Below are 14640 nucleotides of genomic sequence, written 5' to 3' on the forward strand. Positions count from 1 at the left end.
CAAGGCAGGGGATAATACGGCAAGATGGTTCAGATTTCATGCTTCGTACTCGTCAGCAAAGGTTTGCGCCTCGGCGAAGTCCAAGGTGCCTTCGTAGATACTCCGGCCTAAAATCACACCCTCTACACCCTCGTTCTCGACTTCGCATAAGGCTTTGATATCTTTGATATCGGTAACCCCACCGGAGGCGATAACAGGGATATTGACGTGTTGAGCTAAACGTACGGTGGCTTCGATGTTAACGCCAGAGAGCATGCCGTCACGACCAATGTCAGTGTAAATGATGGACTCGCAACCGTAGTCCTCGAATTTTTTGGCAAGGTCAAGCACATCGTGGCGGGAGACTTTGCTCCAGCCATCGGTGGCAACTTTGCCATCACGGGCGTCTAGCCCAACAATAATGCTACCGGGAAAGGCGCTACAGGCATCACGTAAAAAACCAGGGCTCTTTACGGCAGCGGTGCCAATAATGACATAACGCATACCCATATCAAGATAAGTCTCAATGGTGTCGAGATCACGGATACCACCACCAATTTGCACCGGGATCTCGTCATTGACGGCATCCAAAATCGCTGCAATGGCGTCTTGGTTGACAGGTTTGCCAGCAAATGCGCCGTTAAGATCGACCAGATGCAGACGTCGCGCCCCTTGGTCTAGCCATTGTTCCGCCATAGCAGCGGGATCATCGGAGAAAACAGTAACGTCATCTAGTGCGCCTTGGCGCAAACGTACACAGCGTCCGTCTTTGAGGTCGATGGCAGGAATGAGTAGCATGATGTTATAGCCAATAAATGCGTAAAAGTGAACAAGCTAAAGGTTAGAGTACACCCTTGGTGGAGGGGATCACGTTTTCATTACGTGGGTCCATTTCCAGTGCCATACGAACGGCGCGACCAAAGGCTTTAAAAATGGTTTCGCATTGGTGGTGAGCATTCTCACCGCGCAGGTTATCAATGTGTACCGTGGCTTGGGCGTGGTTAACAAAGCCTTGGAAAAACTCACGAGCCAAGTCTACGTCAAAGTTACCGATGCGAGCGCGGGTAAAGTCGACAAAATAAAACAGACCTGGACGGCCGGAGAAGTCGATGGCAACACGGGATAAGGCTTCGTCCATGGGCACATAAGCATGTCCATAACGACGAATACCCGCTTTGTCCCCGATGGCTTTTGCCACCGCCTGACCTAGAGTAATACCAATGTCTTCCACCGTGTGGTGGTCGTCGATATGAGTGTCCCCATCGCAATGAATGTCCAGATCAATCATGCCATGGCGTGCGATTTGGTCGAGCATATGATCCAAAAAGGGCACGCCACTATTTAGGTTTTGACGACCGGTACCGTCTAAATTGATCGACACGCGAATACGGGTTTCGCTGGTATTACGAGTAACTTCGGCAGTACGCATAGTAAGTAATAAATTAAGAATCTTGGAGACGAAGCTCGGCACTTGCTGCGTGTGCGAATAGACCTTCGCCTTTAGCAAGGGTTGCAGCAATTGGACCTAAGCTTTGTGCCCCAGATTGGGATACTTGAATAATACTGCTACGTTTTTGAAAATCATAGACCCCTAGGGGCGAGGAAAAACGCGCAGTGCGAGAAGTGGGTAAGACATGGTTTGGGCCGGCGCAATAATCACCGAGTGATTCTGAGCTATAGTGCCCAAGGAAAATCGCCCCAGCATGACGGATATGCTCTAGCCAGTTTTCGGGATTAACGGTAGAGATTTCTAAGTGCTCTGGTGCGATAAAGTTAGCAATATCACAGGCTTCTTGTAGATTTCTGACCTTAATCAGGGCACCACGATCGGCTAAGCTTTTTTTGATGATCTCGGCACGAGGCATCGTGGGTAATAGGTCTTGAATGGCTTGCTCTACGGCATCTAGGTAATCGGCGCTGGGGCAAAGTAAGATGGATTGGGCCAGCTCGTCATGTTCTGCTTGAGAGAATAAATCCATGGCGACCCATTCTGCCGGAGCGCTGCCATCCGCAATGATGAGGATTTCGCTAGGGCCAGCGATCATATCGATCCCTACTGTACCAAAAACGCGGCGTTTGGCTTCGGCCACATAGGCGTTGCCAGGGCCAACGATTTTATCGACGGCAGCGATGGTTTCTGTGCCGTAGGCCAGCGCCCCAACAGCTTGGGCTCCGCCAATGGCGTAGACTTTATCTACTCCGCTTAGTGCAGCTGCAGCTAAAACCAATGGATTGCGCTCGCCATGGGGGGTGGGGGTGACCATGATGAGCTCTTGAACCCCCGCTACTTTGGCGGGAAGCGCATTCATTAATACCGAGGAGGGATAGGCAGCTTTGCCACCGGGGACGTAAAGCCCGACTCGATCCAGAGGGGTAACTTTTTGGCCTAAAGTGGTGCCATCGTCTTCGGTGTAGGTCCAGCTTTGGCCTCGTTGATGTTCATGGTATTGCCGAATCCGTTGCGCGGCGGTCTCTAGAGCGTCGCGTTGGTCAGCGGGTAAGCCTACTAGCGCTTGTTGTAATTCGTCGTGTGAGATCTCGAGCTCATGCGCATGCTGTACTTGTACACCATCAAAACGATGGGTGTATTCGATTAGAGCGGCATCTCCGCGCTGGCGGATCTGCTGCAAAATCTCTCTACAGGCGTTTTCAATAGAGGCATCTTGGGATGCCTCGAAGGCAAGTAGCTGTGTGAGTTCAGCTTGAAATAGGGCAGAGTCAGACTGCAAACGGCGAATAACGGTCATAAGAACAAAGTTTCCAAAGCGAATACATGTAAATAGTGTATATCGGTTCGCCTAGTTTTTGGGCTTTGGCTCAACAGCAGCGTGCATTAAAGCATCAATTAGGGGCTGAAGTTGAGTTTGGCGGGTTTTCATGGCGGCTTGGTTTATGATGAGTCGAGAGGAAATTTGGGAGATTTCCTCGACCTCGACCAACCGGTTGGCACGTAAGGTACCACCTGTAGAAACCAAGTCCACAATAGCATCCGCTAAACCAACCAGGGGGGCTAGCTCCATGGAGCCATAGAGTTTAATAAGGTCTATGTAGACACCTTTGCTGGCAAAGTGTTCGCGGGCTGCACGCGTGTATTTGGTTGCAACCCGTAAGCGTGATCCCTGTTTGACAGCATTGTGATAATCAAAGCCTTCGGGGACCGCCACAGACATACGGCAGCGCGCAATGTTTAAGTCCACAGGTTGATACAAACCGCCTGGGTGATGCTCCATATGCTCGTAGAGAACGTCTTTGCCAGCAATACCGATATGTGCGGCACCATATTGCACATAGGTGGGCACATCGGTTGCCCGCACAATGATGATTTGTACATCCGGTGAGTTGGTTGGCAAGATGAGTTTGCGTGAGCTTTCTGGGTTTTCTAAAACGTCGATGCCTGCTTGGTTTAACAAGGGCATGGTTTCATCAAAAATTCGACCTTTGGAAAGGGCTAAGGTCAAGGGACGGTTTGGGTTGGCTGGACTCATAGGGATTCCTGATGCAGGCGTTCGATTTGAGCGCCTACGGCTGCGAGTTTGTTTTCCATGCGGTCATAACCGCGATCTAAATGATAAATACGATCAATAATGGTATCGCCTTGGGCGGCTAAGCCGGCAATAACGAGACTAGCAGATGCACGTAAATCGGTTGCCATTACGCGCGCACCGAGTAGTTTTTCTACGCCTTTGACGCGAGCGGTGTGGCCATCGGTTTCAATTTTGGCACCTAGGCGGATAAGCTCTTGGACATGCATGAAGCGGTTTTCGAAAATATTTTCAACAATAATCGCTGTGCCATTGGCTAGGGCATTGAGTGCCATGAGCTGCGCTTGCATGTCCGTAGGAAAACCCGGGTGCTCGGCGGTGCTAAAGCTGACGGACTGAGGACGTTGGTCCATACGACCACGAATCCAGTCTGGGCCGCATTCAATGTTGACGCCTGCTTTGGTGAGTTTATCCAAAGTGGACTGTAATGTGCTGGCTGCAGTATTGCGCAGTAAAATATCCCCACCCGTTGCACCCACAGCGCATAAAAACGTACCCGTTTCGATGCGGTCGGGCATAATGGCGTGGGTGGCGCCATGAAGTTTATCCACCCCTTGGATCACAATACGCTCTGTGCCATGGCCAGAAATTTTGGCGCCCATTTTAATAAGGAGTTCGGCCAGATCCACGATTTCGGGCTCTTGGGCCGCATTTTCAAGAATGGTTTCGCCTTCGGCGAGTACGGCTGCCATCAGCAGATTTTCTGTTCCGGTCACAGTGACCATATCGGTACGAATTGTGGCGCCTTTTAGGCGTGAGGCGGTAGCGACCACAAAGCCGTGCTCTAGTTCGATGTCGGCGCCCATGGCGCGTAAGCCTTTGATATGTTGGTCAACGGGTCGTTGCCCGATAGCGCAGCCGCCGGGTAGACTGACGCGGGCTTTACCAAAGCGCGCTAGCAGTGGACCAAGCACCAAAATAGAAGCCCGCATGGTTTTGACGAGCTCGTAAGGGGCTTCTAGGCTAGTGATGGCAGAGGCATTGAGCGTAATGGACTCGCCTTCGGTATGAGCGCGCACGCCAAGCTGCGCGAGCAGTTGGCATGCCGTATCAATATCGCGTAACCGTGGGACATTGTGCAGTTGTATGTCGTCGGCGGTGAGTAGACTGGCACAAAGTATCGGTAACGCCGCATTCTTGGCGCCAGAAATAGTAATGTCCCCGTGGAGTTTCTGGCCACCGGTGATGCGTAGTTTATCCATTATAGAGCCTTGTATTCTTCGGGAGTATAAGTACGCATGGATAGCGCATGGATTTCGCTTTTCATGCGGTCACCCAGTGCGGCATATACAACTTGGTGACGTTGGATACGATTTTTGCCTTCAAAGGCAGGGCTAACAATGATGGCTTCAAAGTGAGAGCCATCCCCTTGGACTTCGATGTGTTCACAGTTCAAGTTGTCGGCAATGTACTTTTGTACGAGTTCGGGTGTCGGCAACATATTTTAATTCCGTAGTTTATAACCTGAAGCAAGCAGGCGTAGCGAGAGTAAACAAAGCACCACAAACACAGAACCAACCACGGCTAAGCTATGCCATGGTGACACGTCTGAGGCGGCGAAAAACCCATATCTAAAACCGTCAATGGTATAGAAAATGGGGTTCCAGTGCGATACGGCTTGCCAAAAAGGTGGCAGGCTATGAATAGAATAAAACACACCAGATAAAAAGGTGGCTGGCATGATTAAAAAGTTTTGGAATGCAGCGAGCTGGTCGAATTTTTCAGACCATAAACCTGCAATGACCCCAAGAGAGCCCATAATACCGCAAGATAGGACGGCAAAGCTAATCACCCAGAGCGGATGCGCAACAGGCAAACGCACAAAAAAGAGGGAGACCAACCAGACACAAATGCCGACCGTTAATCCACGGATAATGGCAGCCCCCACATAAGCGAAATAGATTTCGCGATGGGATATGGGTGGTAGCAAAATAAAAACCAAGTTCCCAGTGATACGGCTTTGTATGAGTGACGAGGAGGGGTTCGCAAAGGAGTTTTGCAACATACTCATCATCATGAGACCGGGGATCAGAAACTGAGTATAAGGCACCGTTTCAAAAACACGAACGCGGTCTTCGAGTACATGAGCAAAAATTAGCAAATAAAGTAAAGCGGTCAGTACGGGGGCAGCCACCGTCTGAAATGCCACTTTAGAAAAGCGCATGAGCTCTTTGCGAAAGAGCGCTGGAAAGCCTGAGCCCATATCGGGTTGAGGCTTTAGTTTAGGCGCCTGTGTAGAGGATGGTGCCGCAGGCTCAGGCACCCCCCAGTGTTTAACAGGAGTTGGTTGAGTCATGGTTATTTTTCCGCGTGCATAATACGAACAAAAGCTTCTTCTAGGTCATCGCCACCGACACGCTCAAGCAAGGCCGCCGTGGTGTCTAATGCAACGATTTCGCCCGCTTTAAGCATGGCGATACGACCACAAAGGGCTTCGGCCTCTTCGAGGTAGTGGGTGGTCAGTAAAATGGTATGACCCTCGCGATTTAGGCGGGTGATGAATTCCCAGAGGCCACGACGTAAATCCACGTCGACGCCGGCGGTGGGTTCATCCAGAATAATGACCGGAGGGCGATGCACCAAAGCTTGCGCTACAAGAACACGGCGTTTCATACCGCCTGAGAGCGCACGCATGTTGGTGTCATTTTTATCAGAAAGCCCTAGGTTATGCAGGATTTCATCAATCCAATCATCATTATTGCGCAGCCCAAAATAGCCGGATTGCAAACGTAAGGTTTCGCGTACCGTAAAAAAGGGGTCGTACACAATTTCTTGGGGGACTACACCTAAAGCACGACGGGAGTTCTTGTAATCGGCAATAACATCATAGCCACAAATAGTCGCGCGACCGGTAGTGGCTTGCGTTAAACCCGCCAAGATAGAGATCATGGTGGTTTTTCCAGCGCCGTTTGGGCCGAGCAGACCAAAAAACTCCCCATGTTCAACCGTTAGGTTAATGTCTTTAAGCGCCTGGAATCCAGGGCCTGAAGCTTGCCCAAACAGCCCTTTTTTAGCAGGGGGGAAAATTTTAGAAACGTTTTCGAGTTGAATGGCAGACATGATTACACAATAAAAATCTGGCTCACCATGAGCCAGACTTCTATTATAGATGAGAGTAGGCCAAAGCCTAAAGGTAAGGCTATGGTTTTAAGGGTTTTGTGCGGGCATGGACTGAGTATTGAGGGTTTGAATCAATCCGTCCACCCCTTTTTCTGTAACCACTTGGGAAAACTGATTACGGTAGTTTTGAATAAGCCAAATGCCTTCTACGTTCAAGTCGTAAATTTTCCAGCCTTCTGGCGTGTTTTCCATACGGTAGTCAACACCAACATCTGGACCATTGCTTTGGCTGATGGTTGAGCGTACTACGACATCAGCGGCATTTGGGTCACCGCGGAAAGGACCGACTTTAATGGCTGAAAGCTGATCTACGTTAGCTAAGGCACCACTATAGGTACGGATCAAAGTGTTTTTAAATGCGTCCACCAGCTGTTGGCGCTGCTCTGGGCTTGCTTGACGCCAGTGGCGACCGGCAGCTAGCCGTGTGGTTTTTTCAAAATTTACATAAGGCAACACATATTGATCGACTAAGCGGTTAATGGCTTGACGATCGCCGGCTTGAGCAGCCTTGTCTTGTTTGACTACCTCTAGCGTTTGATCAGCAACAGCTTGGATAAACTCGGCAGGAGGTAGTTTAGCATCGACCATTTTTGCATGGGCGGTGAGGCTGCCTAGCAAAAAGGGTAAGGTCAGAATAAAAGTAGAAAATAAACGTTTTACAAACAGCATAAGTCATCCTTGAGGCGATAGAAGTTATGGGTTAACGGGGGCTTCGTCGTCGAAGTCATCGTAGTCCTCGTAGTCAGGCAAATCATCACCATAACTATCGTCAAACGGGTCACGTAACTTGCTATTGATGAGAGACTGGCGGCGCTGTAGGTAAGCATCGCGAATAAAGCTGTAGCGATCAATAGCAATATCGTTGACCAGCTCTTCGGCATCTAAGAGGCCAGTACGTAAATCTACAAAGTACAAGCCCATAATAGAGTTGCGTACTGGTACGTTTTTAATGGAGGTGATGGGAGAGCTTTGGCTAAAACCTACTGCGGCACCACCTGCGAGAGCAGTGGTATCACGTACAGTGCTTGGTCCAATAATGGGCAAGACCACATACGGACCAGAGCCGATACCCCATACGCCTAGCGTAGTCCCAAAATCGTTAGGAATACGTTTCGAACCGTTTTTAGTTGCAACATCAAAGCAGCCCCCAATACCCATGGTGCTGTTAAATAACACCCGGCCTAGGCTGTTAAAGAAATCGTGGGGGCGACCTTGTAGAAAGCTATTTGCCGCTGACCAGACGTCTCCGAGATTATTAAACATGTTGCTAATACAGGTTCGCGCAGGCCGAGGCGTGAGCGTTTTGTAAGTGTTAGCAATAGGACGGATAAGTGCTTGGTCTACGTTGTAGTTTATTTTATCCATGGTGCGGTTATAGCTTTCCCATGGATCGTTGGGGTTTGGAGTTTGGACGGTAGCGCAACCGGTAACAAACGCTAGCGTTGCGCTGATAGCGCCTACGCGACCTAAGCGAGACGTCGTAGAGGGCATAGTCGATCGCAATATAGACATAATGGGCTTAAAGTGAAAAGGTGGCACGAAAAGCACAGCTGTTAATCACTGGCTTTGCTATAGAGGAACTTGCTGATTAGCTCTTCGAGCACCACAGCGCTTTGAGTGTATAAAATCGTGTCGTTATCTTTAAGGTCAGTGTCACTGCCTCCGGGAGTCAGACCGATGTATTGCTCGCCTAAGAGCCCAGAAGTCAAAATGGATGCAGAAGTGTCTTCGGGGAACTGATATTTTTGATCAATTTCAAAGACGGCTGTCGCGCGGAACTCTTGGTTATCAAAGCCAATCTCGACCACTCGACCAACAACCACACCACTGCTTTTGATAGGTGCGCGGACTTTTAAGCCACCTAGATTATCAAAAGAGGCATGTACCCGATAGGTAGGAGCAAAAGAAAAAGTGCTCAGGTTACCGGCGCGCAAGGCCAAAAATACCAAGGCGATGATGCCTAGTAACACAAATAGGCCGACCCAAAAATCGCTTTTGTTATTTGACATAATAACTATTCCAAAATTAATTGCTGAACATCAGGGCAGTGAGCAAGAAGTCCAGCCCCAGTACGGCGAGTGAGCCGCTAATAACGGTGCGGGTGGTCGCACGGGAAACGCCTTCGGGCGTGGCTTTAGCGGTCCAACCCATATATAACGCAATTAGGGTGACGACTAAACCAAAGACCAGGCTCTTGATGACACCATTGAGCACATCATTAAAAACATCTACCCCATCTTGCATTTGTGACCAAAATGCCCCGGGGTCAATGCCAATCATTAGCACGCCTACGACCCAACCACCAATAATGCCGACCATGGAAAAAATCGCTGCCAAAATGGGCATGGCAATCATGCCTCCCCATAAGCGTGGCACAAGAATACGACGCATGGGATCAACAGCCATGACCTCCATGGCAGCAATTTGTTCCCCAGCTTTCATGAGACCTATTTCGGCAGTAAGCGAGGTACCCGCGCGCCCAGCAAACAATAATGCGGTGACCACAGGGCCGAGCTCGCGTGTTAAAGAGAGCGCAACAAGTAGCCCCAGCGCTTCTTCAGAGCCATATCGATTTAAGGTGTAATAGCCTTGTAGACCTAAAACAAAGCCCACAAACAAGCCTGAGATACTAATAATTAGTAGGGAATAATTACCAATAAAGTGGATTTGTTGGCTGACTAGCCGTGGGCGGCTAAAAATCACACCCGTACGCGCAAGCAGGGCAAAAAACAAACGAGTAAACGCGCCTAAAGCATACAGGCTTTGGCGTAGATGTTTACCTAGAGCGGAAATGGGCGTGGTAATAAAGTTCATAGTTTTCTTTGGGCTAACCAGCGCTCAAAAGCCGGCGTGACGGGGTAGTTAAATGCAATGGGGCCGTCCGGTTTACCATGCAAAAACTGTTGTACATATGCATCGGTAGATGCAGACAACTGCTTAGGTGTGCCGTGCGTGATGAGTTTGCCTTGGCCGACAATATAAACATGATCAGCGATTTTAAAAGACTCGGGCACGTCATGAGTAATAATAATCGAAGCACAGTTTAACTGATCTGCTAAATCACGGATCAATTGAGCGGTAATCCCTAGGGAAATAGGGTCCAACCCAGCAAATGGCTCATCATATAAGATAAGCTCGGGTTCCAGTACGATAGCGCGTGCTAAAGCCACACGCCGTGCCATACCGCCTGAAATTTCAGAAATAGACAAATGTGCAGCGGCCCGCAGACCAACGGCATCCAGCTTTTCAAGAACTAAGCGAGAAATTTCAATTTCTGACTTTTTAGTGTGTTCCCGTAGCGGAAAAGCGACATTTTCAAAGACGTTCAGGTCAGTAAACAGCGCACCATGCTGGAAAAGCACGCCCATACGTTTACGCATGTGTTGGAGCTGCTCGGCATTGAGTGCAGCAAGATCCTGCCCAAAAGCTGTGATTGTGCCGGCTTGGGCCACAATCTGTCCAGTTGCTGCACGCAAAAGCGTTGTTTTACCTGAACCGGAGCCACCCATCAGCGCTACAACTTGCCCAGGAGCGACCTGAAGATTGATGTGCTGTAGTACAGTGAAATCCCCGTAGCCTAAGGCGACGTCGGTAAAATCCAAAACGGTAGAGGTCGATACGGTAGAGGTCATAAAAACAATGATTAAGTAAAAAGCTATTGTAGCGTTTGCGCGTTTTTTAGTAAGTCCTGACGTTAGCAGTCACGTCTGAGCAAAACCGCTGCATCATCCATGTCTTAGTGCTTTTCGTCTAAAAGCAGCTGAATATCATGAGCAAGATCATCAGGGCTGGCATCGCCATTGAGTAGGCTGCGAGCTTGGCCGTGCCTGTCAATTAGGTAAAAAGCTGCTGAGTGATCCATATTGTATTGGTTGGGGTCCAGGCTTGGGACTTTGACGTAAAAGGCTTTAAAAGACTGGGCGGTTTTATGGAGCTGTTCCGCTGTACCAGTTAAACCAATAAAATCGGGATGAAACAGTTGCACGTAGTCTTGCAAAACAGCTCCGGTATCGCGTTCAGGGTCAACTGTGATCATGATGACCTGAACCTGATCCGCTTGCTCCCCAAGTTGGTTGACGGCTTGCGCTAGCTGGCTTAAGGCGGTTGGGCATACGTCTGGACATTGGGTAAAACCAAAGAACACGATAACAATTTTGCCCTCAAAGTCTGCCAGCGTGCGTAACTGTCCGTTACTATCTTGCATGGCTAGATGCTTTCCTAAGCCAGTTCCACTGATATCATGGCCAATAAATGTCGATTTCTTGGAGTTGGCATCGCAACTGGCTAGTAGCCAAATGCTGCTAAGCAAGAAAAACAATGCAAGCCAGCGTAAAAACAGAGAAGGGGTTTTAGATACACTCACCATGGTAGTCCATTAACTTGTTCTAATCATAAAAAGCGGTGCACGATACAATATCGCCATGGGCGATGACAGCTCCCACTAATATAGATTCATCATAATGACAAATACACTTTTATTGCCATCTTTAGCTGAATTAGATCAACGTTATCAGCACTTAGTTTCCCTAGCACAGGATTTACCGCCTGATGGTAGCTTGCCTATTACTGTTTGTGGGCGGGTGGCAGGGTGGGCAACAGCCGCGGCGAAAGATTGCTTGCAAGAGATAGCGGGGGTGCAAGTAACAGACGAAGCGATTCATATAGCCTGGTGTGATCAGCCTAGCCCACAGTTGGATGATTTTTTAGCACATATTGCACAGCGTCTTCATGAGGCGGGGCTGGTTAAAGCATGGCGTGATGAGCGCTTGGATGTGATCGCTGAAGGCGAAAAGCTCGCTGCAATAGAACGGGGCGCTATGCGACCGCTCGGTTTGTTAACCCAGGCGGTGCATTTAAATGCTTGGAGTCAGGATGGGCGTTTATGGGTAGCGAAGCGTGCAGCGAATAAGCCTACTGACCCGAACATGTGGGATACCTTGGTTGGGGGGTTGGCGACCGCACACGAGGACTTGGATACGTCGTTGCTGCGTGAAAGCGAGGAGGAGGCCGGCTTATTGCCAGAGCATTTGAAGGCTCGAGAACCTATGCGTATGTTATTACGTATGTATCGGCGTCTGCCTGAGGGCTACCAAGTCGAAAATGTCTTAGTAAATGATTGTGTATTGCCCGATGGCGTCATTCCCAAAAACCAAGATGGTGAGGTCAGTGAGATTCGCTTGTTAACCATTGCCGAGTGGTGGGATATGGCACAGGCGGGGCTTTTTACTATAGAAGCGGAAATGGTGTTAATCGATAGTGTGCGCTTACGGTTAATGCAGGCATAATACGAGCATATCCCTGATTATTTTTAGGAGGTGGATCCTATGCAGAAAAATCCCTTTGATATTCCTGGTATGGGGCTTGGGCAGGACAACCCCTTGTTTACTAGCATGAATATGATGCATCAAATGTGGGAGAGTATGGCAGCAAACCCATTGGGGTTATCTAACCCGAGTGCGGCGATCCCTTCTGCGGAGGATCTGGATAAGCGCATCAAAGAATTACGTGCGGTTGAAAACTGGTTACAGCTAAATTTATCCATGCTGTCGAGTACGATCCAAGGCCTAGAAATTCAGCGTAGCACCCTAGCAACGCTAAAGTCCTTTGCCGAAGAGGGGTTAGCGGCGATGCCTGGGCTTGCTGAGGCCATGACGCAAGCGACTATGTCTTCGTTTGGACAGTCGTCCTCAGCAGCAGATACGGCTTCTGCCTCGGCTAAAGCGGCGCCGGCATCAACCGATACCCCAGAGGCGGCTGATCCATCTAACGATATATTAGTTAAAGCAGGACAAGCGTGGTGGGATATGATGCAGCAGCAGTTCGAAACCCTAACGCAAGCAACAGCACAATCAATGCAGCAAGCACAGAATGTCGCAGAGAATTTATCTGCGACGATGCCTACCCCTTCGGCAGATACGACATTAGGCAAAAAAACCACCGCTGCAAAAAAGGCGGTAAAACGCTCTACTAAAACCACCAGTACTGCGAAAAAAGCGACTAAGGCTGCAGCGAAAAAAGCGGTAGCCAAAAAAGCAGCAAAAAAAACCAGCACCCCTAAGGAATAAAACAATAGGATTATTATGTTAAATGTTGTAATTTTAGCGGCGGGTAAAGGGACGCGAATGCAGTCTGATTTACCTAAGGTTTTGCACCAAATTGCGGGTAAAAGCATGCTCGCCCATGTAGTTGATAGTGCCCGCGCCTTAAAGCCTGACGCCATCATTGTGGTGACGGGTCATGGCGCAGAGCAGGTACAAGCGCAGTTTGCCGAGGCGACGGATTTGCAGTTTGTGTTACAGCAGCCACAGCTAGGAACGGGGCATGCCGTGCAACAGGCAGTCTCTAAGTTAGTAGGGGGGGAGCAAGCGGCAGATACAACATTAATTTTATATGGGGATGTGCCTTTAGTGCAGACCGCAACCATGCAGGCACTGATCGAAGCCCGCCAAGATGGGATGGCCGTACTAACCGAGTTTCTGACTGACCCTACGGGGTACGGGCGCATTGTGCGTAATGAGGCTAACCATATTGTGCGCATCGTAGAGCATAAAGACGCCACGGCTCAAGAGCATTTAATTAACGAAGTGAACACCGGGATTATCGCTGCACCCACGGCCCAACTAAAAAATTGGTTGGCTCGCTTAGACAATAATAATGCACAGCAAGAGTATTATCTTACGGATATTATTGGGTTCTCGGTAGCAGATGGTGTGGCTGTTCATGCGGCGCACCCTACACATGCGTGGGAAACGCTAGGGGTTAATAGTCGTTTACAGCAAGCACAATTAGAGCGTGCTTGGCAAGGTGAATTAGCGCGTCGGCTGATGGAGTCAGGGGTAACGCTGGCTGATCCTGCGCGAATCGATATTCGTGGACAGTTACAATGTGGGCGTGATGTATTTATTGATGTCGGCTGTGTTTTTGAAGGGCAGGTCGTCTTGGGTGATGGGGTTCACATTGGGCCGCACAGCGTGATTAAAGAGGCGCAGCTGGGAGCCGGCACGGTGGTGCATGCATTCAGTCATATTGATCAAAGCCAAGCCGCAGAGCGGGTTTCTATAGGTCCTTTTGCGCGCTTGCGCCCCGGAACTCAATTGGGAGATCAAGCGCATGTGGGTAACTTTGTGGAAATCAAAAACAGTCAGTTTGCCCAAAACGCTAAGGCCAGCCATTTGAGCTATATTGGCGATGCTACAGTGGGGCAGCGGGTGAATATCGGCGCTGGGGTGATTACCTGTAACTATGACGGCGCTAATAAATTTCGCACAGTCATTGGTGATGACGCTTTTATTGGCTCGGATTCTCAGTTGGTCGCACCGGTGACGATCGGTAAAAACACCACTGTTGCAGCTGGCACTACCGTGGTGCGAGATACGGCAGAAAATGGTTTGGTCTTATCACCTAAACAACAAGTGCAAAAAACCACTTGGCAACGTCCACAAAAAAATTAAGTTTCTGAGTGACTCGTTCTTCCACTTCTTCTATAGCAGATCTACCGGATGGTTTGCCTAAGCCCCGCCGCTATTATGCGGCGGCGACGCTATTGGCTGCGATTGCGATTACCGTATTGGACGCAAGTATGTCCAATGTGGCTTTGCCGACGATTGCCGCGGAAATGGCGATTCCGGCTGCGGCGGTGGTATGGGTTGCCATTGCTTATAGCCTGACTATTGTGATGACCTTGCTGCCGTTGTCGGCAATAGCCGAGCGCATCGGCTTGGGGCGCATGTTTGCGGCCGGCACCACCGTATTTTTATTGGCATCATTAGGCGCAGCATTTTCACAAGATTTTACTACATTAATTTTAGCGCGGATTGCACAAGGGCTGGGCTCTTCCATGCTGATGTGCTTATTTGGTGGTTTGGTACGTAATATTTATCCGTTGCGGCGTTTAGCTATGGGCCTAAGTCTGAACGCGATGACGGTCTCGTTGACGGCAGTATTAGGTCCGTCGCTAGGTGCATTTATTTTGGATTTGGCCTCGTGGCGTTGGATGTTT

18 protein-coding genes are annotated in these 14640 nt (G+C 49.5%); 4 read left to right on the forward strand and 14 right to left on the reverse strand.

Annotated elements, in window-relative coordinates:
• Nucleotides 1–36: 36 nt before the first annotated feature.
• From hisA to Q1V74_RS01800, 14 genes are all read right to left on the reverse strand, one after another.
• Nucleotides 37–777 carry a 1-(5-phosphoribosyl)-5-[(5-phosphoribosylamino)methylideneamino]imidazole-4-carboxamide isomerase gene (gene hisA, locus Q1V74_RS01735; protein WP_300646786.1) on the reverse strand — a complete coding sequence of 247 codons (741 nt, stop codon included), beginning with the start codon at nucleotides 775–777 and terminating at the stop codon, nucleotides 37–39.
• Nucleotides 778–820: 43 nt separating this feature from the next.
• Nucleotides 821–1408, reverse strand: coding sequence for an imidazoleglycerol-phosphate dehydratase HisB (hisB, locus tag Q1V74_RS01740; protein WP_260650840.1), 588 nt, complete (start codon nucleotides 1406–1408; stop codon nucleotides 821–823).
• Between the two features lie 13 nt (nucleotides 1409–1421).
• A complete protein-coding gene (gene hisD / locus Q1V74_RS01745; protein ID WP_300646787.1) occupies nucleotides 1422–2726 on the reverse strand; it encodes a histidinol dehydrogenase in 1305 nt (434 codons plus the stop codon).
• 51 nt (nucleotides 2727–2777) lie between these two features.
• Entirely contained in the window at nucleotides 2778–3464 is a 687-nt protein-coding gene (gene hisG / locus Q1V74_RS01750; RefSeq protein WP_260650838.1) for an ATP phosphoribosyltransferase, read from the reverse strand.
• Nucleotides 3461–4723, reverse strand: coding sequence for a UDP-N-acetylglucosamine 1-carboxyvinyltransferase (murA, locus tag Q1V74_RS01755; protein ID WP_300646788.1), 1263 nt, complete (start codon nucleotides 4721–4723; stop codon nucleotides 3461–3463). The genes hisG and murA overlap by 4 nt, the downstream gene beginning before the upstream one ends.
• A complete protein-coding gene (locus tag Q1V74_RS01760; RefSeq protein ID WP_260650836.1) occupies nucleotides 4723–4962 on the reverse strand; it encodes a BolA family protein in 240 nt (79 codons plus the stop codon). The genes murA and Q1V74_RS01760 overlap by 1 nt, the downstream gene beginning before the upstream one ends.
• Before the next feature lie 3 nt (nucleotides 4963–4965).
• Entirely contained in the window at nucleotides 4966–5724 is a 759-nt protein-coding gene (locus Q1V74_RS01765) for an ABC transporter permease (RefSeq protein WP_260650866.1), read from the reverse strand.
• Nucleotides 5725–5819: 95 nt separating this feature from the next.
• A complete protein-coding gene (locus tag Q1V74_RS01770; protein WP_300646789.1) occupies nucleotides 5820–6581 on the reverse strand; it encodes an ABC transporter ATP-binding protein in 762 nt (253 codons plus the stop codon).
• A gap of 87 nt (nucleotides 6582–6668) precedes the next feature.
• Nucleotides 6669–7310 carry a phospholipid-binding protein MlaC gene (locus Q1V74_RS01775; RefSeq protein WP_260650834.1) on the reverse strand — a complete coding sequence of 214 codons (642 nt, stop codon included), beginning with the start codon at nucleotides 7308–7310 and terminating at the stop codon, nucleotides 6669–6671.
• A 24-nt stretch (nucleotides 7311–7334) separates the two neighbouring features.
• The gene (locus tag Q1V74_RS01780) at nucleotides 7335–8153 is read right to left on the reverse strand and encodes a VacJ family lipoprotein (RefSeq protein ID WP_300646790.1); all 819 of its coding nucleotides are present in this window, start codon (nucleotides 8151–8153) and stop codon (nucleotides 7335–7337) included.
• 41 nt (nucleotides 8154–8194) lie between these two features.
• On the reverse strand, nucleotides 8195–8650 hold the full coding sequence (gene mlaD, locus Q1V74_RS01785; protein WP_260650831.1) for an outer membrane lipid asymmetry maintenance protein MlaD: 456 nt from the start codon (nucleotides 8648–8650) through the stop codon (nucleotides 8195–8197).
• A 16-nt stretch (nucleotides 8651–8666) separates the two neighbouring features.
• Nucleotides 8667–9455 (reverse strand): lipid asymmetry maintenance ABC transporter permease subunit MlaE, encoded by a 789-nt coding sequence (gene mlaE / locus Q1V74_RS01790; protein ID WP_260650830.1) that lies wholly within the window; start codon nucleotides 9453–9455, stop codon nucleotides 8667–8669.
• On the reverse strand, nucleotides 9452–10273 hold the full coding sequence (locus Q1V74_RS01795; RefSeq protein ID WP_300646791.1) for an ABC transporter ATP-binding protein: 822 nt from the start codon (nucleotides 10271–10273) through the stop codon (nucleotides 9452–9454). Before Q1V74_RS01795 ends, mlaE begins: the two co-directional genes overlap by 4 nt.
• Before the next feature lie 104 nt (nucleotides 10274–10377).
• On the reverse strand, nucleotides 10378–11007 hold the full coding sequence (locus tag Q1V74_RS01800; RefSeq protein ID WP_300646792.1) for an SCO family protein: 630 nt from the start codon (nucleotides 11005–11007) through the stop codon (nucleotides 10378–10380).
• A 94-nt stretch (nucleotides 11008–11101) separates the two neighbouring features.
• Between Q1V74_RS01800 and Q1V74_RS01805 the strand changes: the two genes are divergently transcribed.
• The 4 genes from Q1V74_RS01805 to Q1V74_RS01820 all read left to right on the forward strand — a co-directional run.
• The gene (locus Q1V74_RS01805; RefSeq protein ID WP_300646793.1) at nucleotides 11102–11926 is read left to right on the forward strand and encodes an NUDIX domain-containing protein; all 825 of its coding nucleotides are present in this window, start codon (nucleotides 11102–11104) and stop codon (nucleotides 11924–11926) included.
• A 39-nt stretch (nucleotides 11927–11965) separates the two neighbouring features.
• Nucleotides 11966–12706: a PhaM family polyhydroxyalkanoate granule multifunctional regulatory protein gene (locus tag Q1V74_RS01810; protein ID WP_300646795.1), complete on the forward strand. Its 741-nt coding sequence runs from the start codon at nucleotides 11966–11968 to the stop codon at nucleotides 12704–12706.
• Nucleotides 12707–12721: 15 nt separating this feature from the next.
• Entirely contained in the window at nucleotides 12722–14092 is a 1371-nt protein-coding gene (gene glmU, locus Q1V74_RS01815) for a bifunctional UDP-N-acetylglucosamine diphosphorylase/glucosamine-1-phosphate N-acetyltransferase GlmU (protein ID WP_300646796.1), read from the forward strand.
• 8 nt (nucleotides 14093–14100) lie between these two features.
• Nucleotides 14101–14640, forward strand: a 540-nt coding sequence (locus tag Q1V74_RS01820; protein WP_300646797.1) for an MFS transporter, incomplete at its 3' end; no start/stop codon positions are given.

The sequence above is a fragment of the Paenalcaligenes sp. genome, from assembly GCF_030152715.1.
In the GTDB taxonomy this organism is placed as follows: Bacteria; Pseudomonadota; Gammaproteobacteria; order Burkholderiales; family Burkholderiaceae_B; genus Paenalcaligenes; species Paenalcaligenes hermetiae.

Bases quoted from the DNA above. Each gene is read 5' to 3' on its own strand.
- Q1V74_RS01780 (WP_300646790.1), bottom strand. From the start codon at position 8,153: ATGTCTATATTGCGATCGACTATGCCCTCTACGACGTCTCGCTTAGGT.
- hisG (WP_260650838.1), bottom strand. From the start codon at position 3,464: ATGAGTCCAGCCAACCCAAACCGTCCCTTGACCTTAGCCCTTTCCAAA.
- hisD (WP_300646787.1), bottom strand. From the start codon at position 2,726: ATGACCGTTATTCGCCGTTTGCAGTCTGACTCTGCCCTATTTCAAGCT.
- Q1V74_RS01760 (WP_260650836.1), bottom strand. From the start codon at position 4,962: ATGTTGCCGACACCCGAACTCGTACAAAAGTACATTGCCGACAACTTG.
- Q1V74_RS01775 (WP_260650834.1), bottom strand. From the start codon at position 7,310: ATGCTGTTTGTAAAACGTTTATTTTCTACTTTTATTCTGACCTTACCC.
- glmU (WP_300646796.1), top strand. From the start codon at position 12,722: ATGTTAAATGTTGTAATTTTAGCGGCGGGTAAAGGGACGCGAATGCAG.
- Q1V74_RS01765 (WP_260650866.1), bottom strand. From the start codon at position 5,724: ATGGGCTCAGGCTTTCCAGCGCTCTTTCGCAAAGAGCTCATGCGCTTT.
- hisA (WP_300646786.1), bottom strand. From the start codon at position 777: ATGCTACTCATTCCTGCCATCGACCTCAAAGACGGACGCTGTGTACGT.
- mlaD (WP_260650831.1), bottom strand. From the start codon at position 8,650: ATGTCAAATAACAAAAGCGATTTTTGGGTCGGCCTATTTGTGTTACTA.
- murA (WP_300646788.1), bottom strand. From the start codon at position 4,723: ATGGATAAACTACGCATCACCGGTGGCCAGAAACTCCACGGGGACATT.
- Q1V74_RS01810 (WP_300646795.1), top strand. From the start codon at position 11,966: ATGCAGAAAAATCCCTTTGATATTCCTGGTATGGGGCTTGGGCAGGAC.
- hisB (WP_260650840.1), bottom strand. From the start codon at position 1,408: ATGCGTACTGCCGAAGTTACTCGTAATACCAGCGAAACCCGTATTCGC.
- Q1V74_RS01795 (WP_300646791.1), bottom strand. From the start codon at position 10,273: ATGACCTCTACCGTATCGACCTCTACCGTTTTGGATTTTACCGACGTC.
- Q1V74_RS01805 (WP_300646793.1), top strand. From the start codon at position 11,102: ATGACAAATACACTTTTATTGCCATCTTTAGCTGAATTAGATCAACGT.
- Q1V74_RS01770 (WP_300646789.1), bottom strand. From the start codon at position 6,581: ATGTCTGCCATTCAACTCGAAAACGTTTCTAAAATTTTCCCCCCTGCT.
- Q1V74_RS01800 (WP_300646792.1), bottom strand. From the start codon at position 11,007: ATGGTGAGTGTATCTAAAACCCCTTCTCTGTTTTTACGCTGGCTTGCA.
- mlaE (WP_260650830.1), bottom strand. From the start codon at position 9,455: ATGAACTTTATTACCACGCCCATTTCCGCTCTAGGTAAACATCTACGC.